Genomic DNA, 26,333 nt, shown 5'->3' on the forward strand with positions numbered 1-26,333 from the left:
GGCTTCGCCTTACCCGGCCTACGTTCGTGGTTTTTGTAGGCCCGGTAAGCGAAGCGCCACCGGGCATAAAGGTTACATCAGAACGTATAATCCACGCCTACAAAGTAGCGACGACCATCTTCCGTATAGCTGTAATCGTCACGGCTCAGGTCTTTATCCAGCAGGTTCTGCACGCCTGCGCGCAGCTTAACGGCTTTCGTTGCCTGCCATGCCGCACCGGTGTTCCAGATAACGTAGCCGCCTGGCGTCGGTTCACCGCTGGTAAGCGCACGTTTCTCGCCTTTATAGTTACCCTGCACATAGAACGACCAGTCCTGAGTTGCCTTCCAGTCAACGGTTCCGTTGGCGGTGTGGAACGGCAGTTCGGAGAGCGGCTTGTTGCCGCCGTTGCTGATATCACGACCATCGTTGTAGGTGTAGTTCAGCGTGACTTTCCAGTCTTCCGCAATCGGGAACTTCAGCTCGGTTTCAACCCCACGGATACGCGCCTTGTTGACGTTGTAATAGCGGAAAATGGGTTCGCCGTCGGCGTTCAGCCCAACATAGTTCGGGTAGCTTTGCGCCTGGTTCACGTTAGCCGTACGGCTGATGCTGATGCGGTCGTCCACGTCGTTCTGGAAGGTGGTGATGCTGGCCTGCACGCCTTCCAGCCAGCCCTCTTCCCCGCTGTAGTAGAGTCCAAGCTCGAAGCTTTCGCTGGTTTCCGGCTTCAGGTCCGGGTTACCGACAATCTCGCAGGCGCCGCGGCAGGAACCGGTGATCCAGTCCGGGCTGAGCTGCAGCAGCGATGGCGCTTTAAACGCGGTGGCCCCAGCCCCCTTTCACCGTGACGGTGTCGGTCGCGTTGTAGACCAGATAGGCACGCGGGCTCCAGTGGTCGCCGTAGGTTTCATGGTCATCCATACGGATGCCGGTGGTCAGCGCCAGCGGCTCGAAGATACGCCATTCATCTTCAAGGAACAGCGCGTACTGGCTTGCCGAGGTTGTGCTGCTGGTACTCCCCGTCAGGTTGACCGGATCCTTCAGCTTATCGTGACGCCACTCGCCGCCGAAGGTCAGCAGCTGATTGATTTCGCCCAGCGGCAGGACGTATTTCCCGTCAACCGCGTTGCTCTCGGAGGTAATCGGACTGCTGTTGCCCGGGTTTTTGTTGTCGACCTTCTCGCCGTACACCTTCAGTTCACTGTTGCCCACGCCCCAGCGGCCGTTGTGGCTCAGGGAGTAGTTCTGGCGCTCAAGGCGGTTTTTGTCGAGGGAGTCAGAGTCGCGATCCTGGCGGTCGAAGCCGTATCCCGCGGTAAAGTCATGATTTTCCGTCGGCGTCCAGGCGAACTCGACGTTGGCATCGCGGCTGGTGAAGCCTTCGATACGCGGCGTTTCACCGCTCGCGGAAGTAGAGGAGCGTTGCTGATCGTCTTTTTCACGTTTAGACACGCTGCCGTAGGCTTTAAGCCCCAGCACGCCGTCCACCAGCGGGCCGCTGGTGTAGAACTGACCGTTGTTGGTGTCACCGCGGTCGCGGTGTTCCTGAATGGTTGAATCCGCGCTCAGGGTTCCGGTCCATTTCTGACCGATTTTTTTGGTGATGATGTTGACCACGCCCCCCAGCGCATCGGAACCGTAGAGAGAGGACATCGGGCCGCGCACCACTTCGATCCGCTCGATGGCGTCGACAGGCACCCAGTTAAGGTCAAAATCGTTGTGGCGGAATACCGCATTGCGGGAGCTAACGCGTTTGCCGTCGACCAGAATCAGCGTGTAGCTGCTGTCCAGACCGCGAATACTAACCCCTTTGCGGTTGTCACCTTCGTTTGTGAGCTGCACGCCTGGCACATCCTGTAACACATCTTTCAGGTTCTGAACGGGCTTACGCTTCAAGTCTTCCTGAGTAATGACGCTAATGCTCGCCGGTGCGTCTTTCAGGTTTTGCTCGGTCGCGGAGGCCGTTACAACCAGTGTGTCGCCAGATTCCGCAGCGATGACAGGCAGTGCCAGGGACATTGCGGACGCACAAAGTCCTCCCCTGACGAAGGGATTCAACCTAAACATTCCATATCTCCATGAGGTAAATACAACTAAATCAACTCGTTATTGCTCACAACGCCTGAGGGGCCGCCCGCATCTTCGGCGGGTCGGTGTGCTGCTTATTATTTCGTAACGATAAAGCAAACGATAACTATTATCAATTCAATTGTTAAAAATTATATCCGTTCTGCATACTGTGGAGATAAAAAAGCCCGCTCAGGTGAGCGGGCTAAAAGAGAGGAACTGCGGTTATTGTTTAAATCGTTCCGGGAAATCCATTTCACTGTAGCGAACGAAGTGGGTTCCTTTCGTCAGTTTGTAGCCAAACCAGATGATCAGGAACAGCGGAATACCGATGTAGGTGGCCGTGACAGCGCCCCAGTCAATGGAATCCGCAAGGAAGGCTTCATAGTTCTGCCCCAGGGTAATAATCAGGCACAGAATGAAGGCGAAAATCGGCCCCAGCGGGAAGAACCCTGAGCGGTACGGCAGGTTATTCAGGTCATGGCCCTGCATCACATAGCCGCGACGGAAGCGGTAGTGGCTGATGGCAATCCCCAGCCAGGCGATAAAGCCCGTCATCCCGGAGGTATTCAGCAGCCACAGGTAGACCGTCTGATTACCAAACATAGAGGTCAGGAAACACAGACCGGCTATCACCGTAGTTGCATACAGCGCATTACGCGGTACGCCGCCACGTGACAGTTTGGCAAAAATACGCGGGGCTTTACCGTCGCAGGCCAGGGTGTACAGCATACGGGTGGATGCATACATGCCGGAGTTACCCGCAGACAGCACCGCCGTCAGGATCACCGCGTTCATCACCGCCGCCGCCGAGAGCAGACCCGCGTGCTGGAAGACCAGCGTGAACGGGCTGACGCTGATGTCTTTGACATCGTTACGCAGCAGGCTCGGGTCGGTATACGGAATAATCAGGCTGATAATCAGAATAGCGAACACATAGAACAGCAGAATACGCCAGAACACCTGACGCACCGCGCGCGGAATGTTCTTCTCCGGGTTTTCAGACTCACCGGCCGCAATACCGATAAGCTCGGTTCCCTGGAAGGAGAAGCCGACAATCATCGCCACGCCAATCATCGCCGAGAAGCCCCCGGCAAACGGCGCATCGCCTATCGTCCAGTTACTCCATCCGGCAGGCTGAGCGCCTTTAAAAATACCCACGATCATCGCCACGCCGACAACGATAAAGATGATGACGGTAGCCACTTTAATTAAAGAGAACCAGTATTCTGCTTCGCCGAAACCGCGCACGGAGATGTAGTTCAGCAGGAAGATGACGGCCAGGAACAGGGCGCTCCAGATCCAGCCCGGCGTATCCGGGAACCACCAGTTCATCACCAGCTGTGCGGCGACCAGGTCAACAGCGATAGTGACCGCCCAGTTGTACCAGTAGTTCCAGCCCAGCGCGAAGCCGAAGCCTTCTTCAACGTATTTTTGCCCATAGGTCGAAAACGAGCCGGACACCGGCATGTACGCGGCCAGTTCGCCGAGACTGGTCATCAGGAAGTAGACCATCAGGCCAATCAGGATATAAGAGAAGAGTGCCCCACCCGGGCCTGCTGCCGAAATCGTTGCGCCAGAGGCAACGAAAAGACCTGTACCGATTGAACCGCCGATAGCGATCATCGTCAGGTGACGCGCCTTAAGTTCGCGACGTAGCGCGGGCGCTTCTGTGGTTTTAGTTTCTGAAACCATGTGAAAATGCTGTCCATTTATTAAATGAGGCGCGATTGTAGCAGACGATCTCCGTTCCTTCCGGCAGAAATACCCAGTTATAAGAGAGCTTCATGACTCGGCCAGGATTATAAGTAAAGCATAAAAATGTGGGGTGACGGGCGCGCGTAGCCCCGGTAAGCGAAGCGCCACCGGGGAACGTTAAATGGCGCAGTAGCGCAGAAAACGCTGCAGCGAGCTGGAAAGGTGTTTCTGGCGATGGTGAATGCACCACAGCGTGCGCACCAGCTTCGGCAGAGGAATGGGAATTTCGACCAGCGATCCGACCTCCAGCTGTTCAGCGATCACGCGCCGCGAAAGACAGCTGATGCCCAGCCCATGACGCACCGCGTGCTTAATGGCCTCTGAGTTGCCCAGCTCCATCCCCAGCTGGAACTGCGGCAGATGGGAGAGCAGCAGGTAATCGACGATTTCACGCGTGCCGGAACCCTGCTCGCGCAGGATCCACTGCGCCTGCGCCAGACGTTCCAGCGTCACCTCGCCCTGTAATAAAGAAGAGGCCGGGGAGGCAAACACCACCAGTTCATCTTCCAGCCAGGGTTCGGCAATGATATCCACGTTGTGGCACGGTCCTTCAATCAGGCCGATATCGACGCGGAAATCGATCACCGCGTTAATCACGTCCTGGCTATTGCCCACGCTCATCTCCAGCGGCAGCGTCGGGAAATCACGGCGGTAGCGGGCAATCACCTCCGGCAGGATGTAGTTACCAATGGTGCTGCTGGCAAACACGCGGATCGCGCCGTTGTCTTCGCGGAACAGCTGTTCAATTTCGATGGCCTGTTCCAGTAATGCCAACGCGCGCGGGTAAAGCAGACGGCCATGTTCGTTGACCACCAGCCGCTTCCCTACCCTGTCGAACAGCTGCACGCCCAGCTGCCCTTCGAGATCGGTCAGCGCCGCACTGACTGCAGACTGCGAGAGCGCCAGCATCTGCGAAGCCTGGGTCGTCGATCCACTCTTCAGCACTTCAGCGAAGACTTCCAGTTGACGCAATGTAATGTGCATGGTTGTTTACCACTTATATAGATTAATTATAAATATATAATCAATTTTATTTTTAAGCCAGTGCGCCGTAACCTTTAAGCCAGACAAAGGAGAAGGTTATGTCAGAACTCGCCTTACAACATCATCGTACAGTGTGGCACTTCGTGCCGGGTCTTGCGCTCAGCGCCGTGATAACCGGCGCGGCATTATGGGGCGGCAGCATTCCCGCTGTTGCGGGCGCAGGTTTCAGCGCCCTAACGCTGGCCATTTTGCTCGGCATGGTGGTCGGGAATACCCTATACCCGCACATCTGGAAATCCTGCGATGGCGGTGTGATTTTCGCCAAACAGCACCTGCTGCGTCTCGGGATCATTCTTTACGGCTTTCGCCTCACCTTTTCGCAGATTGCGGATGTGGGTGTGAGCGGGATTGCCATTGACGTCCTGACCCTGACCAGCACCTTTTTACTGGCCTGCTTTATCGGCCAGAAAGTCTTTGGGCTGGACAAGCACACCAGCTGGTTGATCGGTGCCGGGAGCAGTATCTGTGGGGCAGCGGCGGTGCTGGCCACAGAACCCGTCGTTAAAGCCGAAGCCAGCAAGGTAACCGTGGCGGTGGCGACGGTGGTGATCTTCGGTACGCTGGCGATCTTCCTCTACCCGGCGATGTATCCCCTTGTCGCCCACTGGTTTAGCCCGGAAACCTACGGCATCTATATCGGTTCGACCATGCACGAAGTGGCTCAGGTAGTCGCAGCAGGACACGCCATTAACCCGGAAGCCGAAAACGCGGCGGTGATTGCCAAAATGCTGCGCGTGATGATGCTGGCCCCGTTCCTGATTTTCCTGGCCGCGCGGGTTAAACAGCTGGCTCCGGCTGGCGGCAGCGAGAAGAGCAAAATCACCATTCCGTGGTTTGCGATCCTGTTCATCGTGGTGGCAATCTTTAACTCCTTCCACCTGCTGCCGAAAGCGGTGGTGGATATGCTGGTGACGCTGGACACCGTGCTGCTGGCGATGGCGATGGCGGCGCTGGGTGTGACCACTCACGTCAGCGCGCTGAAAAAAGCCGGTGCGAAACCGCTGCTGATGGCGCTGGTGCTCTTCATCTGGCTAATTATCGGCGGTGGCGCGATTAACCTCGCCGTGCACAGCCTGATGGCATAAACCACTATATCCTTCTCCTGTTAACCCGCTATCATAAGCATTTCGGGTTAACAGGAGTCCCTTTATGAAATACGTTGGAGCGCACGTTAGCGCCGCCGGTGGCCTTGCGAATGCCGCCATTCGCGCCGCCGAAATCGAGGCAACCGCTTTCGCCCTGTTCACCAAGAACCAGCGCCAGTGGCGCGCCGCCCCACTCACTACAGACGTGATTGATGACTTCAAAGCCGCCTGTGAGAAATACCACTACGGGCCTGGCCAAATCCTTCCCCACGACAGCTACCTGATTAACCTCGGGCACCCGGTTCAGGAAGCGCTGGATAAATCACGCGAGGCGTTTCTTGATGAAGTGCAGCGCTGCGAACAGCTGGGGCTGACGCTGCTGAACTTCCATCCCGGCAGCCATCTGATGCAGATTGACGAAGATGCCTGTCTGGCGCGCATTGCCGAGTCCATCAACATCACGCTGGACAAGACCCAAGGCGTCACCGCGGTGATTGAGAACACCGCCGGTCAGGGCAGCAACCTCGGCTTTAAGTTCGAACATCTGGCGGCGATTATTGACGGCGTGGAAGACAAATCCCGCGTGGGCGTGTGCATTGATACCTGCCACGCGTTTGCGGCCGGGTATGACCTGCGCACCACCGAGGCAACGAAAAACACCTTCGAAGAGTTCGAGCGCATCGTGGGCTTTCAGTACCTGCGCGGCATGCACCTCAACGATGCAAAAAGTGCGTTCGGCAGCCGCGTTGACCGCCACCACAGCCTGGGCGAAGGCAACATCGGCCATGATGCGTTCCGCTTTATCATGCAGGACGCCCGCTTCGACGGTATTCCGATGGTGCTCGAAACCATTAACCCGGATATCTGGGCGGAAGAGATTGCCTGGCTGAAGGCACAGCAAACCGCTGAACAGGCGGCATAAAAAAAGCCGGGCTGCTTACGCACCCGGCTTTTTTTGTAGGTCGGGTAAGGCGAAGCCGCCACCCGACACCTTTTTTAGGCGGCTTTTGCCACAACTTCCGCTTCCGGACGCTTCAGCACCGCATAAGACAGCCCCGCCACCAGCGTACCGGCAATAATCGCCAGCAGATAGCCCAGTACCGGAGTGATTGCGCCTGGGATCAGCAGCACGAACAGACCACCGTGTGGTGCCATCAGCTTAGCGCCAATCGCCATAGAGATTGCACCCGTTACCGCGCCACCGACGATACAGCATGGCAGAACGCGCATTGGGTCACGTGCTGCGAACGGAATCGCGCCTTCGGTAATGAAGCAGAGGCCCAGAACCAGCGCCGCTTTGCCGCCTTCCTGCTGTGCTTTGTCGAACTTACGACGGGCAACGATCGTTGCCAGACCGAGCGCCAGCGGTGGCACCATACCTGCCGCCATGATCGCCGCCATCGGCGCGTAGGTCTGGGTACTCAGCAGGCCAACGCCAAAGGCGTACGCCGCTTTGTTCACCGGGCCACCCATGTCGGTACACATCATGCCGCCGAGGATCGCGCCCAGCAGAACCGCGTTAGCGGTGCCCATGGTTTGCAGCCAGTGGGTCAGACCCGCCAGGATGCCCGCAACCGGCTTACCAATCAGGTAAATCATCGCCAGACCGACTACCAGGCTGGAGATCAGCGGGATAATCAGGATCGGCTTCAGCGCTTCCATACTCTGCGGCAGCTTCAGCTTAGAACTGATGAGCTTCGCGACGTAACCCGCCAGGAAACCGGCAATGATACCGCCGATAAAGCCAGAACCGGTGCTCACCGCCAGCATACCGCCGATAAGACCCGGCGTCAGACCCGGACGGTCAGCAATGGAGAAGGCGATAAAACCTGCCAGTACCGGTACCATCAAGGCGAACGCGGAGCCGCCGCCGATCTGCATCAGCGCAGCCGCCAGCGTGCCTTCTTCTTTAAACGCGGTAATACCAAACGCGAAGGAGAGCGCGATACACAGACCGCCAGCCACCACCATCGGCAGCATGTAGGACACGCCAGTCAGCAGGTGCCGATATGCGCCAGCAGACTCTTTTTTCCCTTCGGTCGGGGTTTTCGCTGCACCGGTCGCCTGATACGGCCTGGCTTCCACCAGCGCCTTATCAAATTCCTGAGCGGTCTTTTTCAGCGCCAGACCGGTAGACGTACGGTACATTGGCTTACCGGCAAATTTCGCCAGGTCCACTTCGATATCCGCCGCCACGATCACCAGATCGGCTTCCGCCACTTCTTCAGGGGTAATCGCATTGCCCGCGCCAACCGAGCCGCGCGTTTCAACTTTCACCCACCAGCCGCGTTTTTTCGCTTCGGTTTCAATGGCTTCAGCCGCCATAAAGGTGTGCGCCACGCCTGTCGGACAGGCCGTCACCGCGACAACGCGTTTCGGACCGGAAGCCGCAGCCGGGGCCGCCGCCACAGGCGCACTGTACACAGTGGCGTGACCTTTCGCTTCGCTCAGGAACAGCTCAGGATGTGCCACCGCGCGATTAATATCGCCTAGCCACACTTTTTTGCCGTTCAGCGCGCTGTCTGCGGGGATTTTATCGCCCAGGACAATCGCCAGTTCGGCATCGCTTGGGTTATCAATGATGTCCAGGTGTGCTTTTTGTGCCGCCGCGCCCAGCAGGGTCTTCGCCATGTAGGCGCGAGCCTGTCCGAGACCGGAGTCAATGATCAGCAGCGTTTTCATTATTCCTCTCCTGCTGTTAGTTAAAAGGTTTTAAGTCAACGCGCGCCATCATCGCGGCTAACTGGGTACGATCGGTAATACCGACATTGCTCTGGCTCACGGCCAGGGCAGCAACAGCGGTGGCAAGACGTAACGTATGTTCACTGGATTCACGCATCAGCAGACCGTAGATCAGGCCGCCAACCATGGAATCCCCCGCGCCAACGGTACTCACGACTTCCATTGACGGCGGTTTGGCAATCCATTCACCTGAAGCGTTAACCCATAACGCCCCTTCAGCACCCAGCGAAATCACCACGTGAGCGATACCCTGCTCGCGCAGCGCATGGGCAGCTTCAATCACATCCTTTAATTCTGGCAGCTTACGGCCTGCCCAGATCTCCAGTTCGCGACGATTTGGTTTCACCAGCCACGGAGAGGCTTTAAGACCCGCCACCAGCGCATCGCGGCTGCTGTCAAAATAATGCACGGGCACTGGCTGCGCAGGCGCGTCATCCAGTCGGTGAAGGCTTCCGGGCTCACGCCGGACGGCAGGCTGCCGCTGACGCACACCATGTCGAACTGGCCAAGCCAGGTCAGGGAGTCGGTGACAAAGCGTTCCCAGTCAGCAGGCGTCACTTCGAAGCCAGAGAAGTTGAGATCGGTGACTTCGCCGTCTTTCTCCGTCAGCTTAACGTTGATGCGGGTACGGCCCTGAACGACCTGGAAACGGTTGGCAATGCCCAGCTCGCTGAATAGCTGCTGGAAACCGTCCTGGTTATCTTTTCCGAGGAAGCCGCCGACGGTGACGTCGATACCGAGGTCTTTCAGCACCTTCGCGACGTTAATCCCTTTACCTGCCGCATGCAGGCCCGTGGTACGCACGAGGTTCACTTCGCCGCGTTCAATTTCCGGGCAAAAGCCTACCAGGTCGTAAGCCGGGTTCAGCGTAATAGTCGCAACACGTCTGCTCATTATGCGCCCTCCCCCAGACCTGCCGCGATGGCATCGCCAATCGCTTTCAGCGCCTGTTCAGCATCGGCACCCTGTGCGGTGAAGCGCAGACGGTGGCCTTTCTTCACGCCCAGCGCGACAACTTTCATCAGGCTACGGCCATTCGCCGGTTTGCCTGAGCCATCCAGGTTGGTCACGGTAATCTCGCTTTCAAATTGTTTAATGGTGTTCACCAGCATGGTGCCCGGACGAGCGTGCAGGCCGTGTTCATTACGCACCACGAACTCTGCGTTCAGCACGTCATCGGTCAGCGCATCGTCGCTGGTCAGCAGCGCAAGCACGGTGGCTGCATCAGCGTTCAGCAGTTTTTCAGCTTTGTTGTTCAGCAGCAGGTCGCTCAGGCGCTTCAGCACGGAAACCGGCTGGTCATCGACCATTGCCACGGTAACCAGCATCGCGGCGCGGTCACCGTCTACGTCAAACGCAGCTGCGGCGCGGCTGACAGCAACTGCGCTGCGCAGGTTGCCTTCAGCACTGTCGTTCAGCCAGACGCCCTGGCCCAGATTCAGCGGCTTATCATTGATAGCGCGCGTAACGAATGTCGCATCGGCCGCACCGGCTTCCTTCAGGCGACCCGCATTCAGCGCTTGCAGGGTCACCAGGTCAGAGGCTGCAACATCCAGCGTCAGGGTTTCATTATCCAGTTTCAGCGCTTCGCTCTGTTTTTCACCCATCAGCAAGGCGCGCAGCTCTTCAGCCGTGGTCACAGACTTCAGCTGTTCCGCCACCGAGTCATCGCTCAGCACGTGCGTCAGCTGGCGCAGCAGGCCCAGGTGTTCGTCGCTGCTGGCGGCGATACCGATAGCCACATAAGCCACCTGACCGTCACCCCAGAGCACGCCCTGCGGGAACTGATAAACCTGCACGCCCGTTTTCAGCACCTGGTCGCGGGTGTCGGTGGTGCCGTGTGGAATAGCGATGCCATTGCCGAGGAACGTTGAGGTCTGCTGCTCGCGGGCCAGCATGCCGTTAACGTAACCCTCTGCCACGTTACCTGCCTGCACGAGGGCAGCGGCAACCTGGCGAATAGCCTCTTCTTTCGTCCCGGCCTGTGCGCCCGGGTGAATATCCTGAACAGATAACTGGAACATGGTTCTCCTCTCCTGCTGAACTTGAATCGTTTCAGCCTTAATGAGAAAAAATGCGCTAACCTGCTCCGTCAGTTAAAACAAGATAGCGCTGAAACGTTTCAAAAAGTCTTGCTCTTTCTGTATAGCGTTGCAAGGAAAGTTACATTTGGCTGTTCAGAATTTAGAGTTACAGCACATTTCTCCTTTCTTCAGCTGAATATTGCTGACGTTCAGCACGTCAGTTTCAGCTAAGTTCAGCAACCATTTTCAAATTGAAATGCCATTTTGATTTTTTGTAGCAAAAGTGACCGCACCCTCTGTTTATTTAATGACTGGCGGCGTAAACTCCGCGTCTTTCTGACCCACGCTGATCCTGATACCAAAACATGCATAACACCGCCGCTGCCGCCTCACCAAAGCCCCTTGATTTGACGTCAACGGCGTTTTTGATCGTTGCTTTCCTTACCGGGATCGCCGGGGCCTTACAAACGCCCACGCTGAGTTTATTTCTGACCAATGAAGTCCACGTCCGTCCGGCGATGGTCGGCTTCTTCTTTACCGGCAGCGCCATCATCGGCATCCTGGTCAGCCAGTTTCTGGCAGGACGTTCCGACAGAAAGGGCGATCGCAAAAGCCTGATTGTCTTTTGTTGCCTGCTGGGGGTATTCGCCTGCGTGCTGTTTGCCTGGAACCGTAACTATTTCATTTTGCTTTTTGTTGGGGTATTTCTGAGCAGTTTTGGCTCTACCGCCAACCCGCAGATGTTTGCCCTTGCCCGTGAGCATGCCGACCAGACCGGACGCGAGGCGGTGATGTTCAGTTCAATCCTGCGCGCTCAGGTATCGCTGGCATGGGTTATTGGTCCGCCGCTGGCATACGCGCTGGCGATGGGCTTTGGCTTTACGGTGATGTACCTGAGTGCGGCGGTGGCCTTTGTTGTGTGCGGCACAATGGTGTGGTTCTTCCTGCCCTCAATGCGTAAAGAGCCGAAACTGGCGACAGGCGCGCTGGAAGCACCGCGTCGTAACCGCCGCGATGCTTTGCTCCTCTTCATCATCTGTACGCTGATGTGGGGCACCAACAGCCTTTATATCATCAACATGCCGCTGTTTATTATTGATGAACTGCACCTGCCGGAGAAGCTGGCGGGCATCATGATGGGGACGGCCGCTGGCCTTGAGATCCCGACCATGCTGATTGCTGGCTATTACGCAAAGCGCTTTGGGAAACGTTTTTTGATGCGCATCGCGGCGGTCGCCGGGCTGCTGTTCTATGTCGGGATGCTGACGGTGCATACGCCCGCGCTGCTGCTGGCTTTACAGCTGCTGAACGCCATCTATATCGGCATTCTCGCCGGGATTGGCATGCTCTACTTCCAGGATTTAATGCCGGGTCAGGCAGGCTCTGCCACCACCCTTTATACTAATACCACCCGCGTGGGCTGGATTATTGCGGGCTCGATGGCCGGTGTCGTGGCGGAGATCTGGAACTACCACACGGTATTCTGGATTGCCCTGGTGATGTGCGTCCTGACAATCACCTGTCTGACGCGGATCAAAGACGTTTAGGGCGCGGTGAGCGCTTCCAGCTCAAGCAGGTACGTCATCGCCTGCGCTCGCGTACTGCCGCACATGTCCGCGGAAGGCTGAAGCCCGGAGCACACCTTCGGGCGCAGGGGCGACCCAAAGATCATACAGAGATTAGCGTCAGAAAGCTGAACGCAGCGGGTATTGGCAGGCTTGCCCTCTGGCATTCCTGGAATGGGGCTTGAAATGGACGGTGCAGTACAGCACGCGCCACAATCTGAACGACAATCCATAAATGCTCTCAGTCAGTGATGAACGCCCGCGCAGTCGGGCATTGGGCGCACAGTAACACCTTTTTTGTATTGATAGCAAAAGCCACGAATTCCGCTTGCCTGAAAGGCCGCGCGCGAGTAATTTGGCGCGATATTTTTTACCTCCCGTAAACAGGATTACTGCAATGCCAAGAGCGAACGAAATTAAGAAAGGTATGGTACTGAATTACAACGGCAAACTGCTGATTGTGAAAGATATCGATATTCAGGCACCTAGCGCCCGTGGTGCAGCGACGCTGTATAAAATGCGTTTCGCCGATGTGCGTACCGGCCTCAAAGTTGAAGAACGCTTTAAAGGTGACGATATCGTCGATACCGTGACCCTGACCCGTCGCTATGTTGATTTCTCCTACATCGACGGCAACGAATACGTGTTCATGGACAAAGAAGATTACACCCCGTACATCTTCACTAAAGATCAGATCGAAGAAGAGCTGCTCTTTATCCCTGAAGGCGGTATGCCGGATATGCAGGTGCTGACCTGGGACGGCGTGCTGCTGGCGCTGGAGCTGCCTCAGACAGTGGATCTGGAAATCGTGGAAACCGCACCGGGCATCAAAGGCGCGTCAGCCAGTGCGCGTAACAAACCGGCTACCCTGACTACCGGTCTGGTTGTGCAGGTGCCAGAATACCTGTCTGCTGGCGAGAAGATCCGCATCCATATCGAAGAAAAACGCTATATGGGTCGCGCTGACTGATTGCGGCGTTTGTCGGGTGGCGGCTTCGCCTTACCCGACCAACAAAAACACAAAAACCGGCTCTCAGGCCGGTTTTTTATTGTAGGCCCGGTAAGCGCAGCGCCTCCGGGCAACAGAGCTTACAGAAGCTCCGGATACTTCGTCATCTTCAGCGCCAGCTCAACGCCGCGCACTTCTGCCATCCCTTTCAGGCGACCAATCGCCGAATAGCCTGGGTTGGTTTTCTTACGCAGATCGTCCAGCATCTGGTGTCCGTGATCCGGACGGAACGGAATGGGACGCACATCGCCCGCGTGCTTACGGCGCACTTCTTCCGCCAGAATGGCGTCCACCACCGCCACCATATTCACGTCACCGTTCAGGTGCGCGGCTTCGTGGAAGGTTTTTGGGTTCTCTTCGCGGCAGGTTGCACGCAAATGCGTGAAGTGAATACGATCGCCAAAGGTTTCAATCATCCGTACCAGGTCGTTATCCGCACGCACGCCGTAAGAACCGGTACACATCGTAAAGCCGTTATAGATACTGTCTACCGTCTCTTTCAGCCACTGCATATCTTCAATCGTCGACACGATACGCGGCAGGCCGAGGATAGGACGCGGAGGATCGTCCGGGTGAACAGCAAGACGCACGCCGGACTCTTCTGCCACCGGTACTATCGCGCGCAGGAAGTACGCCATGTTTTCGCGCAGCTGGTTCTTATCGATATCACCGTATTCCGCCAGACGCGCGCGGAACTGGTCCAGCGTGTAGCCTTCTTCAGCACCCGGCAGCCCGGCAATGATGTTGCGGGTCAGCTTTTCAATATCCGCTTCACTTGCCGCGTGGAACCACGCGAGCGCCTGCTGCTGCTCTTCTGCGGTGTAATCCGCTTCAGCACCCGGACGCTTCAGAATGTGCAGTTCAAAGGCCGCAAACGCGATCTGGTCGAAACGCAGCGCTTTTGAACCATCCGCCATCTGGTATTCAAGATCGGTACGCGTCCAGTCCAGAATCGGCATAAAGTTATAGCAGACCGTATCAATGCCGCAGGTCGCCAGATTACGGATACTCTGCTGATAGTTAGCAATCCAGGTCTGGTATTCACCCGTATGGGTTTTGATATCCTCGTGGACCGGAATACTTTCCACGACTGACCAGGTTAACCCCTTCTCCGCCAGCAACGCCTGACGCTTTTGAATTTCCTCAACCGGCCACACCTGACCGTTAGGAATATGATGCAGTGCCGTGACAACGCCTGTCGCGCCAGCCTGACGCACATCATCAAGAGAAACCGGATCGTTCGGCCCGTACCAACGCCAGGTTTGTTCCATTGCCTCACCCTCTCAAGTTGTTATACCAATATGATTTACCGCAATGACGACTACCATACATGTTTACCGCGAAGGGTCAACACAGCGCCACACATTGATTGATCAAACTCACAGAACGGGGATATTTACGGCTTACCAATTTAATTTGTTGTCATATAACTTTACACTGCCATTGTTAATTAATGGTTAATCAGGTGTGTATTTCATGAAGACAATTGCTTCCACCTCGCTTCCTGCCCGCGTGCAGCAGCCTCGCTACGATCGCCAGCAATTACGCTCGCGCATTGTCCATTTTGGCTTCGGCGCATTTCACCGCGCGCATCAGGCGTTGTTAACAAACCGGGTGCTGAATGAGAAAGGAGGCGACTGGGGTATTTGTGAAATTAGCCTCTTCAGCGGTGATGTGCTGATGAGCCAGCTGCGCGCGCAGGATCATCTCTTTACCGTGCTGGAAAAAGGTGCGGAGGGGAACCAGGCTATTGTTGTCGGCGCGGTACATGAATGTCTGAACGCCAAACTCGATTCGCTGGCGGCCATTATTGAGAAATTTTGCGAACCGCAGGTTGCGATTGTCTCCCTCACCATCACGGAAAAAGGCTATTGCATCGATCCGGCGACCGGCAAGCTGGATATGCACAATACCCGCATCCTGCACGATCTGGAAAACCCGACCGAGCCGCATTCCGCGCCGGGGATCCTGGTCGAAGCCCTACACCGCCGTCGCGAGCGCGGCCTGCCGCCGTTTACCGTTCTCTCCTGCGACAATATCCCGGACAACGGCCACGTCGTAAAAAATGCCGTGCTCGGGATGGCGCAAAAACGTTCCGCTGAGCTGGCCGGGTGGATTGATGCTCACGTGAGTTTCCCGGGCACGATGGTCGACAGAATTGTCCCCGCCGCAACGGAGACCTCGCTTGTGGAAATCACGCAGGAACTGGGCGTTGAAGATCCCTGCGCCATCAGCTGCGAGCCGTTTATCCAGTGGGTGGTCGAAGATAACTTTGTCGCCGGACGCCCTGATTGGGAAGCTGCAGGCGTGCAGATGGTGAAGGATGTTCTACCGTGGGAACAAATGAAGTTGCGGATGCTCAACGGTAGCCACTCTTTTCTGGCTTATCTGGGATACCTCGCCGGATACGCGCATATCAATGAATGCATGGAGGACGCGAGCTTCCGCGAAGCCGCCCGCCGCGTAATGCTGAACGAGCAGGCTCCCACTTTGCGCATCACAGACGTGGATCTCACGGCCTATGCCGACAGCCTGATCGAACGTTTTGCAAACCCCGCATTGCAGCATCGAACCTGGCAAATCGCGATGGACGGCAGCCAGAAGCTGCCTCAGCGCATGCTGGATGGGATCCGTGTCCATCTCGAACGTAACAGCGCGTGGCCGCTGCTGGCGCTGGGGGTTGCAGGCTGGATCCGCTACGTCAGCGGCACGGATGAGCGCGGAGACGCGATTGATGTTCGCGACCCGCTTAGTGATAAAATCCAGTCGCTCGTCAAGGCCAGCAGTGAAGCGGAGCGCGTGAACGCCCTGCTGACGCTGAGCGAAGTCTTTGGACAGGATCTGCCTCATAACAGCGTCTTTGTAGATGCGGTAAACGAAGCCTATCAGCGCCTCACCCGCTACGGTGCGCGTCAGGCTGTTATTGAAACGTTAAAAATTTAACCATTCTTGCCCTTAAGGCGAACGGAAAACCTCTCCGTTCGCCCTTCCCCCTTCTCATGACGCTTTTTTTTCGCCAGGATGATGGCTAATTGTTATAGCATCACAGTAAGTCATGGGAGCGCATGTGACCAAAACCAACCTCATCACCGGTTTTCTCGGCAGCGGAAAAACCACCTCAATTTTGCACCTGCTCGCGAATAAAGACCCGGCAGAAAAGTGGGCCGTACTGGTCAACGAATTCGGCGAAGTGGGCATCGATGGCGCATTGCTGTCTGACAGCGGGGCAATGATCAAAGAGATCCCGGGCGGCTGTATGTGTTGCGTGAATGGTTTACCCATGCAGGTCGGGCTGAACACGCTGCTGCGCCAGGGTAAACCGGACCGTCTGCTGATAGAGCCGACCGGGCTGGGCCACCCTAAGCAGATCCTCGATTTGCTGACCGCACCGGTTTACGAGCCGTGGATCGACCTGCGCGCCACGCTGTGTCTTCTGGATCCGCGCCTGCTTCTGGACGAGAAGGCCGTGGCCAATGAAAACTTCCGCGATCAGCTCGCCGCGGCAGATATCATCGTGGCGAATAAAGAGGATCGCGCAACGGCTGAAAGCCAGGCCGCGTTCGATGCCTGGTGGCAACATTTCGGCGGCGATCGTCAACGGGTTCACACCACTCAGGGCAAAATTGACAATGCCCTGCTCGATCTCCCTCGTCTGAACCTGGCGGAACTGCCCGTCAGCGCGGAACACGCGCATAGCCACGCGGTGAAGCAGGGTCTGGCTGCCCTGAGCCTGCCGGCACATCAGCGCTGGCGTCGTAATCTCAATAGCGGTCAGGGCTACCAGGCTTGCGGATGGATCTTCGATGCCGATACGGTTTTCGACACCATCGGGATTCTGGAATGGGCCAGACTTGCTCCGGTCGATCGCGTCAAAGGCATTATGCGAACCCCGGACGGGCTGGTACGCATCAATCGCCAGGGCGCAGATTTCTTTATCGAAACGCAAAATGTTGCCCCCCCGGACAGCCGGATAGAGTTAATTAGTGCGGTTAACGCCGACTGGAACGCGCTGCAGACCAACCTGTTGAAGCTTCGTTTAAGTTCCGACGGCTAACGTTGCCCCAGATTTCAAACGATGCTGAACGTTATGACGACTCGATTTCCCTTAATACTGCTGCTGAATGCTGCCGGTCTGGCACTCTTTTTATCCTGGTATCTGCCGGTGAACCATGGTTTCTGGTTCCCGCTGGATTCCGGTATTTTCCACTTCTTCAACCAGGCGCTGGTGAAGAGTGAAACCTTCCTGTGGCTGGTCGCGATTACCAACAATCGCGCCTTCGACGGCTGTTCACTGCTGGCCATGGGCTGCCTGATGCTCTCTTTCTGGCTGAAAGAAGATAAAACAGGACGTCGCCGCATTGTGATCACAGGCCTGGTCATGCTGCTGACTGCGGTAGTGATTAACCAGCTGGCGCAACATTTGATGCCGGTAAAACGCGCAAGTCCTTCGCTCTATTTCCCGGATATTCACCGCGTCAGCGAATTACTGCATATCCCGACTAAAGATGCGTCAAAGGACAGTTTCCCCGGCGATCACGGTATGATGCTGCTTATTTTTTCAGCATTCATGCTGCGCTATTTTGGCAAAAAAGCCTTTGCGACGGCGCTGGTAATTGTGGTGGTGTTTGCTTTCCCGCGCGTCATGATCGGCGCTCACTGGCTGACGGATATTGTTGTGGGTTCGCTCTCTGCGGTGCTGATTGGTTTGCCATGGGTGCTGATGACGCCGTTAAGCGATCGATTAATAGCCATTTTTAATCGTTACCTGCCTGGCGATAAGTAACAAGTTCTAAACAAATAACCCATCGTAATTAACGCAAACTATCGGGGATCATTTCGTTCCCTGATAGTCCCCTCTCTTCAATTGCCCCGCGCCGTCATATTCTTGTCATCTCATTCATGTTGAAAATGAAGCAATTGCCTGAGCTGCAGCCGCTTCTGACGGCATTTTGGGGCATTTACGTTTTTTTACTCTCGGTATCACAATTTCTTATAAAAAATCGGACTTTTTTGCTCGCAATGCCCCTTGCAATCGGTTAATCTCGAACTCGTTTTGCCCCACTGAGATAATTATTATCATGGTGAATAAATTTGTGCACTGCGCCACAAATCTGACCAGAAAGAATTGTCTCAATGTGAACAGCTAATTAGTCTCGTCACGTTTGGCATTTTTATAACGATATTTATCGTTAAGGACTTCAAGGGAAAATAAACAAAATGGTCAAATCTCAACCGATTTTGAGATATTTCATGCGGGGGATCCCGGCGATAGCAGTAGCGGTTCTGCTTTCGGCATGTAGTACATCGAACACCGCTAAGAATATGCATCCTGAGACGCGTGTTGTGGGAACAGAAGATTCCTCGTCACTGCAAGCCTCTCAGGATGAATTTGAGAATATGGTGCGTAATCTGGACGTGAAGTCCCGTATTATGGACCAGTATGCTGACTGGAAAGGCGTGCGTTATCGTCTTGGCGGCAGCACGAAAAAAGGCATTGATTGTTCCAGTTTCGTACAACGAACCTTCCGTGAACAATTTGGGTTAGATCTTCCGCGTTCAACCTATGAACAGCAGGAGACGGGCAAGTCGATTTCACGTTCCAAACTGCGTACCGGTGATTTAGTTCTGTTCCGTGCGGGTTCTACGGGTCGACATGTTGGCATTTACATTGGCAACGACCAGTTCGTTCATGCTTCCACCAGCAGCGGTGTGACCATTTCCAGCATGAATGAACCGTACTGGAAGAAGCGCTACAACGAAGCGCGCCGTGTATTGACCCGCAGTTAATATGATGATTGTATCGTTGGTTATCCCTTGGCTGGCGATACAATAAAAAAAAGCACTGCTTCGGCGGTGTTTTTTTTTGCCCGTTACACTGAATACATTCAGCGGCTACTCAGGAATCACGCTCTCTATGTTCACCCGCTACTTTTCCAGTCATCGCAAGATACTGTTTCTCAGTATTGTCACAGGGCTGTTTGTCGCCCTGCTCCTGGGCTCATTGCAGTTTTTCTGGAGTTACCACAAGCGGGAAGTCAGATTCGATACCCTGATTGAAGATGTGAGCATCTACATGGAGAGCTACTTCGGAGAGCTAAAAGAGTCTATCGATCTCCTCCAGCCGCTTACGCTGAACAATTGCCATGAGGTTAACGCTGAACTGACTTCACGCGCTGCCTTCAGTATTAATGTGCGCGCCTTCCTGCTGGTCAGAGACAAAATAGCGTTCTGCTCTTCCGCCACAGGGCCGATGAATTCCCCGATGGAAGCGCTTATACCCGAGCTGCACATCAACAAGCCGATCGATATTGCTCTGTTGTCCGGCACGCCCATGCTGCCGAGTAAACCGGCCATTGCCATCTGGTACCGTAATCCGTTGGTTAAGGACGGCGGCGTCTTTACCTCGGTGAATCTCAATCTGACACCATACCTGCTCTATGCCGCGCGTCAGGACGAGTTCGCGGGTATTGCCATCATCATTGGCGACAACGCGTTGTCGACGATGTCCAGCACGCTGGTTAAGGCGGAAGATCTCCATGAACACGCCGCCCGCACCGCCACGCTGAAAGACATCCCTCTGACCATCAAGATCTATGCCGAAGCCTGGACCAGCGAGGAAATCCTCTTCGCCCTCTTCTTCGGGCTGGTGTGCGGCATAGCCGCCGGAACGCTCAATTTTTATATCCTGACCATACGTCTGAATCCGGGTAAGGAAATTTTAACCGCGATTAAGCACAATCAGTTCTATGTGGTGTATCAGCCCGTGGTCGATGCTAAAGAGCTGAAAATGCGCGGTGTGGAAGTGCTGATGCGCTGGAAGCACCCGACGATGGGCGAAATCCCACCGGATGCGTTTATTAACTTTGCTGAAGCGCAAAAGCTGATTGTTCCTCTGACGCTGCATCTTTTTGATCTCATTATTCGTGACGCACCGGTATTACAAAGCGTATTGCCTGCGGGAGCCAAGCTGGGGATAAACATTGCGCCAGGGCATTTGCATGCGGAGAGTTTTAAAGAAGATATGCAAAGCTTCAACGCCTCGCTGCCGCCCGATCATTTCCAGACGGTACTGGAAATCACCGAGCGCGACATGATTAATCAGCGCGAGGCCAACCAGCTTTTTGAATGGCTACACAATGAAGGCTTTGAAATCGCGATTGATGATTTCGGGACCGGCCACAGTGCCCTGATTTATCTCGAGCATTTCACAATGGACTACATCAAGATCGACCGGGGTTTTGTCAATGCCATTGGAACCGAAACCGTTACATCGCCCGTACTTGATGCCGTATTGACCCTCGCAAGGCGACTGAACATGTCCACCGTCGCCGAAGGGGTGGAAACGCCTGAGCAGGCGGCCTGGCTGCGCGAGCATGGCGTTAACTTCCTGCAGGGATACTGGATCAGCCGCCCTATGCCGCTGGCGCAGTTTCGCACATGGCAACCCAATATGATGTCCGGTGAATAATTTCACAATGGCGGCGACGTCACTTATTATTCAGTTTTAATGTGAACGAAGGATCCGCCACGAGATGTTTATGCGCGTCGTAGTGATGTTAATGGCGGTGGTGAGCCTGTCCAGCCAGGCGCAAACCATCAAAGAGAGCACGGCATTCGCGGTGATTGGCGAACCTAAATACGCGGTTAATTTTACCCACTACGATTACGTCAACCCCGCCGCGCCTAAAGGTGGAAACGTGACGCTCTCAGCCACGGGCACCTTCGATAACTTTAACCGCTTTGCCCTGCGCGGCGTGGCGGCGGCGCGTACGGAGTCCCTCTATGACACGCTGTTTGTGACGTCAGACGATGAGCCGGGCAGCTACTACCCGCTGGTGGCGGAAAACGTACGTTACGCGGATAACTTCGCGTGGGCCGAAATTTCACTTAACCCGCAGGCGCGTTTTCATGATGGCACGCCGGTTAGCGCCCGCGACGTGGCCTTCACGTTTCACAAGTTTATGACCGAAGGGGTCCCGCAGTTCCGTCTGGTGTACAAAGGCACCACCGTAAAAGCTATCGCCCCGCTGACCGTGCGTATCGAACTGAGCGAACCTAACAAAGAGAATATGCTGAGCCTGTTCTCCTTGCCCGTCATGCCTGAGTCCTTCTGGAAAAACCACAAGCTGAGCGACCCGCTCTCCACGCCGCCGCTGGCGGGTGGCCCGTATCGCATTACCGACTGGCGTATGGGGCAGTATGTGGTCTATTCCCGGGTCAAAGATTACTGGGCTGCTAATCTTCCGGTAAACCGTGGCCGCTGGAACTTTGACACCCTTCGCTATGATTATTACCTTGACGATAACGTGGCGTTTGAGGCGTTCAAGGCGGGTGCGTTTGATTTGCGCGTGGAGAGCAGCGCTAAAAACTGGGCTACGCGCTATATCGGGAAAAACTTTGCCAACGGTTACATCGTTAAAGACGAGCATAAAAATGAATCTGCCCAGGATACCCGCTGGCTGGCGTTTAACATCCAGCGCCCGGTATTCAGCGACCGTCGGGTGCGCGAGGCAATTACCCTGGCGTTCGATTTCGAGTGGATGAACAAGGCGCTGTTTTACGGTGCCTACAGCCGCGCTAACAGCTATTTCCAGAACACTGAATATGCCGCTCGCGACTATCCTGATGCCGATGAGCTGGTCTTGCTGGCTCCGCTGAAGGCGGAACTCCCGCCAGAGGTCTTTACGAGCGTGTTTGAACCGCCTAAATCCGACGGTAAGGGCTTTGACCGTGACAACCTTCTGAAAGCCAGCGCGCTGCTGGATGAGGCGGGATGGCACCTGAAAAATCAAAAACGGGTGAACGTGCAAACGGGCAAACCGCTGAGTTTCGAGCTCCTGCTCGCTTCAGGGGCAAATGACCAGTGGGTACTGCCGTTTAAGCAGAATCTCGCCCGGCTGGGAATTACTCTGAATATCCGCCAGGTGGATATCGCTCAGCTCACCAACCGCAAGCGCAGCCGGGATTACGATATGATGCAGAGCCTGTGGGCCGCGCAGCCGTGGCCCAGCGGCGATTTGCAAATTTCATGGGCCTCCAGCTATATCAACTCCTCCTACAATGCCCCCGGCGTTAAGAGCCCGGCGATCGACGCGCTGATTGAGAAAATCGTGGCCGCGCAGGGCGATAAAGAAAAATTGCTTCCGCTTGGCCGCGCGCTCGACAGGGTGTTAACCTGGAACTACTACATGCTGCCAATGTGGTACATGGGCGAAGATCGCCTTGCCCGTTGGGACAAATTCTCGCTGCCCTCTGTACGCCCTGTCTATACGCTGGGTTTCGATACCTGGTGGTATGACGTGAACAAAGCCGCCAAACTGCCCGCAGAGCGGCGTTAAGGAATAACAATGGGTGCTTATCTGATCCGCCGCTTGCTGCTGGTTATCCCGACGCTGTGGGCCATCATCACGATTAACTTTTTCATCGTCCAGATTGCCCCTGGCGGACCGGTGGATCAAGCTATCGCCGCCGTGGAATTTGGCCACAGCGGGGGAATGCCCGGCGGCGGCGGTGAAGGGATGGGCGCAAGTCACGCAAGGACCGGCGTGGGGAATATCAGCGAAAGCCACTACCGCGGCGGGCGCGGGTTGGATCCCGAGGTGATCGCCGAGATCACCCATCGCTACGGCTTTGATAAACCGCTGCATGAGCGTTATTTCAAGATGCTCTGGGATTACGTCCGCTTTGATTTTGGCGATAGCCTGTTTCGCAGCGCATCCGTGCTGACGTTAATTAAGCAAAGCCTGCCGGTTTCCGTCACCCTTGGTCTGTGGGGAACGTTGATTATCTATCTGGTCTCCATTCCGTTGGGCATTCGAAAAGCGGTCTACAATGGCAGCCGCTTTGATATCTGGAGTAGCACGTTCATCATCATCGGCTATGCGATTCCGGCGTTTCTGTTTGCGGTTCTGCTTATCGTCTTTTTCGCCGGGGGGAGTTATTTCGATATTTTCCCGCTCCGGGGATTGGTGTCAGCTGATTTCAGCACCCTGCCGTGGTATCAAAAAATCACCGATTATTTCTGGCACATCACGCTGCCGGTGCTCGCGACGGTCATTGGCGGTTTTGCAGCGCTGACGATGCTGACCAAAAACGCCTTTCTTGATGAAATCCGCAAACAGTATGTTGTCACCGCGCGCGCAAAGGGCGTGGGTGAAAAACAGATCATGTGGAAGCACGTTTTCCGCAACGCGATGCTGCTGGTGATTGCCGGATTCCCGGCCACCTTCATCAGTATGTTTTTTACCGGCTCGCTGCTGATAGAGGTGATGTTCTCCCTGAACGGTCTGGGACTGCTGGGCTATGAGGCCACCGTCTCGCGCGATTACCCGGTCATGTTTGGCACACTCTATATTTTCACCCTGATTGGCCTGCTGCTGAATATCATCAGTGATATCAGCTATACGCTGGTCGATCCCCGAATCGATTTTGAGGGCCGCTGATGCCGCGTTTAAGCCCCGTCAACCAGGCCCGCTGGGCACGCTTTCGCCACAACCGCCGCGGCTACTGGTCGCTGTGGATCTTCGCCGTGCTGTTTATCTTAAGCATGTGCGCCGAGCTGATTGCGAACGATAAGCCGCTGCTGGTGCATTTTAACGACCGCTGGTATGTGCCTGTGTTGAACAACTACAGCGAGAGTGATTTTGGCGGCCCGTTTGCGACCCCGGCTGAATATCAGGATCCGTGGCTTCGCGATCAAATCGACAGGCACGGCTGGGCGCTCTGGGCCCCCATTCGCTTTGGCGCAAACAGCATAAACTTTGCTACCTCAACTCCCTTCCCTTCGCCTCCCTCCGCGCAGAACTGGCTGGGAACCGACGCGAACGGCGGTGACGTGCTGGCGCGCATTCTCTACGGCACGCGGATCTCTCTGCTCTTCGGGCTGATGCTGACGCTCTTTTCCAGCGTGATGGGTGTCGTCGCGGGTGCCGTTCAGGGCTATTACGGCGGAAAGCTCGATCTCTGGGGGCAACGCATCATTGAAGTCTGGTCAGGAATGCCAACGCTGTTTCTGATCATCCTGCTTTCCAGCGTCGTGCAGCCTGGCTTCTGGTGGCTGCTGGGGATCACCGTCCTGTTTGGCTGGATGGCGCTGGTGGGCGTAGTGCGCGCGGAATTTCTGCGCACGCGGAACTTTGACTATATCCGTGCCGCACAGGCGCTGGGGGTCAGCGATGGGGCGATTATTTTCCGCCATATGCTCCCCAACGCCGTAGTCGCAACCCTGACCTTTCTGCCCTTTATTTTGTGCAGTTCCATCACCACCCTCACCTCGCTTGATTTCCTTGGTTTTGGGCTGCCGCTCGGCTCGCCATCGCTCGGCGAACTATTGCTGCAAGGCAAGAACAATCTTCAGGCGCCGTGGCTTGGCATCACTGCGTTTCTCTCGGTGGCCGTGCTGCTTTCGCTGCTGATCTTTATTGGCGAAGCCGTGCGCGATGCCTTTGATCCCGACAAGGCGGTATAGATGACGCAACCTCTTCTGAGCATTGAAAACCTGTCTATTGCCTTTTCGAAGCAGGGCGAAACCCGCACGGTGGTGAATGACCTGTCACTGCAGATCCAGCGCGGCGAAACGCTGGCGCTGGTGGGGGAATCGGGTTCCGGTAAGAGCGTTTCGGCCCTCTCTATCCTGCGTCTGCTCCCTTCCCCGCCGGTCAGCTATCCGCAGGGTGACATTCTGTTCCATGGCAGTTCGCTGCTGCATGCGGATGAGCAAACCCTGCGCGGGATCCGCGGCAATAAGATTGCCATGATTTTTCAGGAGCCGATGGTCTCGCTCAACCCGCTGCATACGCTGGAAAAACAGCTCTACGAAGTGCTGTCACTTCACCGGGGCATGCGCAAAGAGGCGGCGCGGGGTGAAATTCTCGATTGCCTTGAGCGCACGGGCATTCGCAATGCCGCCAAACGACTGACCGATTTTCCGCACCAGCTCTCCGGCGGAGAACGTCAGCGCGTGATGATCGCCATGGCGCTGCTGACGCGTCCTGAACTGCTGATCGCCGATGAACCGACGACGGCACTGGACGTGACGGTTCAGGCGCAGATTTTGACGCTGCTGCGGGAACTGCGTGACGAGCTGAACATGAGCCTGCTGTTTATTACGCACAACCTGGGCATCGTAAGAAAGCTGGCTGACAGCGTGGCGGTGATGCAAAACGGACGATGTGTTGAGCAAAATACGGCAGCCTCGCTGCTGACGGCACCTCAACACCCCTATACGCAGCGCCTGCTCAACAGCGAACCCTCCGGCGATCCCGTTCCCCTGGATGCCGACAGCGAGCCGCTGCTGCGCGTTGAGGGGCTGGGCGTTTCATTTCCCGTTCGTAAAGGCATTTTACGGCGCGTTGTCGATCGGAACCCGGTTCTGAAAGATATTCGCTTCTCTCTGCGTCCCGGTGAATCGCTGGGGCTGGTTGGTGAGTCGGGTTCCGGCAAGAGCACCACCGGTCTGGCGCTGCTGCGCTTAATCGCCTCGCAGGGTGAGATCCTCTTTGACGGCATGCCGCTGCACACCCGGAACCGTCGCCAGATGTTGCCCGTGCGTCCACGCATGCAGGTTGTTTTTCAGGATCCCAACTCCTCGCTTAACCCAAGACTGAGTATTTTGCAGATTGTTGAAGAGGGTTTGCGCGTACATCGTCCCACGCTGAGCGCTCAGCAACGTGAAGAAGAGGTCATGCTTGTCATGGCTGAAGTGGGATTAGATCCCGCTACGCGCCACCGCTATCCTGCGGAATTTTCCGGCGGTCAGCGCCAGCGCATCGCGATTGCCCGCGCGTTGATCCTGAAACCTGAGTTGATCATTCTTGATGAACCCACCTCTTCACTGGACAGAACCGTACAGGCGCAGATCCTGACGCTGTTAAAAGGGTTACAGGAGAAACATCGGCTGGCCTATATCTTCATCAGCCACGATTTACAGGTGGTGCGGGCGTTGTGCCATCAGGTGATTGTGTTGCGGCAGGGAGAAGTCGTCGAACAGGGAGAGTGCCAGCGCGTATTCACTGCGCCGACGCAGAGCTACACGCGCCAGCTACTGTCAGCAGACTAG

19 protein-coding genes and 2 pseudogenes are annotated in these 26,333 nt (G+C 55.8%); 13 read left to right on the forward strand and 8 right to left on the reverse strand.

What is annotated here, in order from left to right; translation table 11 throughout:
* Positions 1-77 precede the first annotated feature (77 nt).
* The 3 genes and pseudogenes from cirA to yieE all read right to left on the reverse strand — a co-directional run bounded on the left by cirA (position 78) and on the right by yieE (position 4,791).
* Positions 78-2,049: pseudogene (cirA, locus tag EXW94_RS07820) on the reverse strand (catecholate siderophore receptor CirA).
* Positions 2,050-2,274: 225 nt separating this feature from the next.
* A complete protein-coding gene (locus EXW94_RS07825) occupies positions 2,275-3,744 on the reverse strand; it encodes an amino acid permease (protein WP_108416602.1) in 1,470 nt (489 codons plus the stop codon).
* A gap of 180 nt (positions 3,745-3,924) precedes the next feature.
* Positions 3,925-4,791, reverse strand: coding sequence for a DNA-binding transcriptional regulator YeiE (gene yieE, locus EXW94_RS07830; protein ID WP_126817496.1), 867 nt, complete (start codon positions 4,789-4,791; stop codon positions 3,925-3,927).
* Between the two features lie 98 nt (positions 4,792-4,889).
* On the opposite strand from yieE, the gene EXW94_RS07835 reads away from it, so the two are divergent.
* The gene (locus EXW94_RS07835; RefSeq protein WP_174339854.1) at positions 4,890-5,936 is read left to right on the forward strand and encodes a YeiH family protein; all 1,047 of its coding nucleotides are present in this window, start codon (positions 4,890-4,892) and stop codon (positions 5,934-5,936) included.
* Positions 5,937-6,000: 64 nt separating this feature from the next.
* The gene (nfo, locus tag EXW94_RS07840; RefSeq protein ID WP_148400420.1) at positions 6,001-6,858 is read left to right on the forward strand and encodes a deoxyribonuclease IV; all 858 of its coding nucleotides are present in this window, start codon (positions 6,001-6,003) and stop codon (positions 6,856-6,858) included.
* A gap of 74 nt (positions 6,859-6,932) precedes the next feature.
* On the opposite strand, the gene fruA is transcribed toward nfo, so the two are convergent.
* The 3 genes and pseudogenes from fruA to fruB form a co-directional block, all read right to left on the reverse strand.
* Complete coding sequence (gene fruA, locus EXW94_RS07845; protein WP_174339855.1) at positions 6,933-8,618, reverse strand: PTS fructose transporter subunit IIBC; 1,686 nt, start codon at positions 8,616-8,618, stop codon at positions 6,933-6,935.
* Positions 8,619-8,634: 16 nt separating this feature from the next.
* Positions 8,635-9,572, reverse strand: a pseudogene (gene fruK / locus EXW94_RS07850) (1-phosphofructokinase).
* The gene (gene fruB, locus EXW94_RS07855; protein ID WP_174339856.1) at positions 9,572-10,702 is read right to left on the reverse strand and encodes a fused PTS fructose transporter subunit IIA/HPr protein; all 1,131 of its coding nucleotides are present in this window, start codon (positions 10,700-10,702) and stop codon (positions 9,572-9,574) included. The pseudogene fruK and the gene fruB overlap by 1 nt, the downstream one beginning before the upstream one ends.
* A 365-nt stretch (positions 10,703-11,067) precedes the next feature.
* On the opposite strand from fruB, the gene setB reads away from it, so the two are divergent.
* Positions 11,068-12,249: a sugar efflux transporter SetB gene (setB, locus tag EXW94_RS07860; protein ID WP_174339857.1), complete on the forward strand. Its 1,182-nt coding sequence runs from the start codon at positions 11,068-11,070 to the stop codon at positions 12,247-12,249.
* On the opposite strand, the gene EXW94_RS07865 is transcribed toward setB, so the two are convergent.
* Complete coding sequence (locus EXW94_RS07865) at positions 12,246-12,500, reverse strand: YkgJ family cysteine cluster protein (protein ID WP_108416608.1); 255 nt, start codon at positions 12,498-12,500, stop codon at positions 12,246-12,248. The two genes, setB and EXW94_RS07865, sit on opposite strands and share 4 nt — an antisense overlap.
* Before the next feature lie 164 nt (positions 12,501-12,664).
* Between EXW94_RS07865 and yeiP the strand changes: the two genes are divergently transcribed.
* Positions 12,665-13,237, forward strand: a complete 573-nt coding sequence (yeiP, locus tag EXW94_RS07870; RefSeq protein WP_008500940.1) for an elongation factor P-like protein YeiP — start codon at positions 12,665-12,667, stop codon at positions 13,235-13,237.
* A 119-nt stretch (positions 13,238-13,356) separates the two neighbouring features.
* Here yeiP and uxuA read toward each other — a convergent pair whose 3' ends face one another.
* Positions 13,357-14,547 (reverse strand): mannonate dehydratase, encoded by a 1,191-nt coding sequence (gene uxuA, locus EXW94_RS07875; protein ID WP_174339858.1) that lies wholly within the window; start codon positions 14,545-14,547, stop codon positions 13,357-13,359.
* A gap of 205 nt (positions 14,548-14,752) precedes the next feature.
* Here uxuA and EXW94_RS07880 point away from each other — a divergent pair, with 205 nt between their 5' ends.
* From EXW94_RS07880 to yejF, 9 genes are all read left to right on the forward strand, one after another.
* Positions 14,753-16,219: a mannitol dehydrogenase family protein gene (locus tag EXW94_RS07880; protein ID WP_174339859.1), complete on the forward strand. Its 1,467-nt coding sequence runs from the start codon at positions 14,753-14,755 to the stop codon at positions 16,217-16,219.
* A gap of 124 nt (positions 16,220-16,343) precedes the next feature.
* Entirely contained in the window at positions 16,344-17,330 is a 987-nt protein-coding gene (locus EXW94_RS07885; RefSeq protein WP_174339860.1) for a GTP-binding protein, read from the forward strand.
* A 33-nt stretch (positions 17,331-17,363) separates the two neighbouring features.
* Positions 17,364-18,059: a phosphatase PAP2 family protein gene (locus tag EXW94_RS07890; RefSeq protein WP_089597986.1), complete on the forward strand. Its 696-nt coding sequence runs from the start codon at positions 17,364-17,366 to the stop codon at positions 18,057-18,059.
* Between the two features lie 434 nt (positions 18,060-18,493).
* Positions 18,494-19,063, forward strand: a complete 570-nt coding sequence (gene mepS / locus EXW94_RS07895; protein WP_010433488.1) for a bifunctional murein DD-endopeptidase/murein LD-carboxypeptidase — start codon at positions 18,494-18,496, stop codon at positions 19,061-19,063.
* 127 nt (positions 19,064-19,190) lie between these two features.
* Positions 19,191-20,744 carry a cyclic di-GMP phosphodiesterase gene (locus tag EXW94_RS07900; protein ID WP_174339861.1) on the forward strand — a complete coding sequence of 518 codons (1,554 nt, stop codon included), beginning with the start codon at positions 19,191-19,193 and terminating at the stop codon, positions 20,742-20,744.
* Positions 20,745-20,808: 64 nt separating this feature from the next.
* Positions 20,809-22,614, forward strand: a complete 1,806-nt coding sequence (locus EXW94_RS07905; RefSeq protein ID WP_174339862.1) for an extracellular solute-binding protein — start codon at positions 20,809-20,811, stop codon at positions 22,612-22,614.
* A 9-nt stretch (positions 22,615-22,623) separates the two neighbouring features.
* Positions 22,624-23,718 carry a microcin C ABC transporter permease YejB gene (locus EXW94_RS07910; protein ID WP_042714263.1) on the forward strand — a complete coding sequence of 365 codons (1,095 nt, stop codon included), beginning with the start codon at positions 22,624-22,626 and terminating at the stop codon, positions 23,716-23,718.
* Positions 23,718-24,743 carry an ABC transporter permease gene (locus tag EXW94_RS07915; RefSeq protein ID WP_174339863.1) on the forward strand — a complete coding sequence of 342 codons (1,026 nt, stop codon included), beginning with the start codon at positions 23,718-23,720 and terminating at the stop codon, positions 24,741-24,743. The genes EXW94_RS07910 and EXW94_RS07915 overlap by 1 nt, the downstream gene beginning before the upstream one ends.
* The gene (yejF, locus tag EXW94_RS07920) at positions 24,744-26,333 is read left to right on the forward strand and encodes a microcin C ABC transporter ATP-binding protein YejF (protein WP_010433474.1); all 1,590 of its coding nucleotides are present in this window, start codon (positions 24,744-24,746) and stop codon (positions 26,331-26,333) included.

The sequence above is a fragment of the Enterobacter sp. JMULE2 genome (assembly GCF_013337145.1).
GTDB lineage: Bacteria > Pseudomonadota > Gammaproteobacteria > Enterobacterales > Enterobacteriaceae > Enterobacter > Enterobacter mori.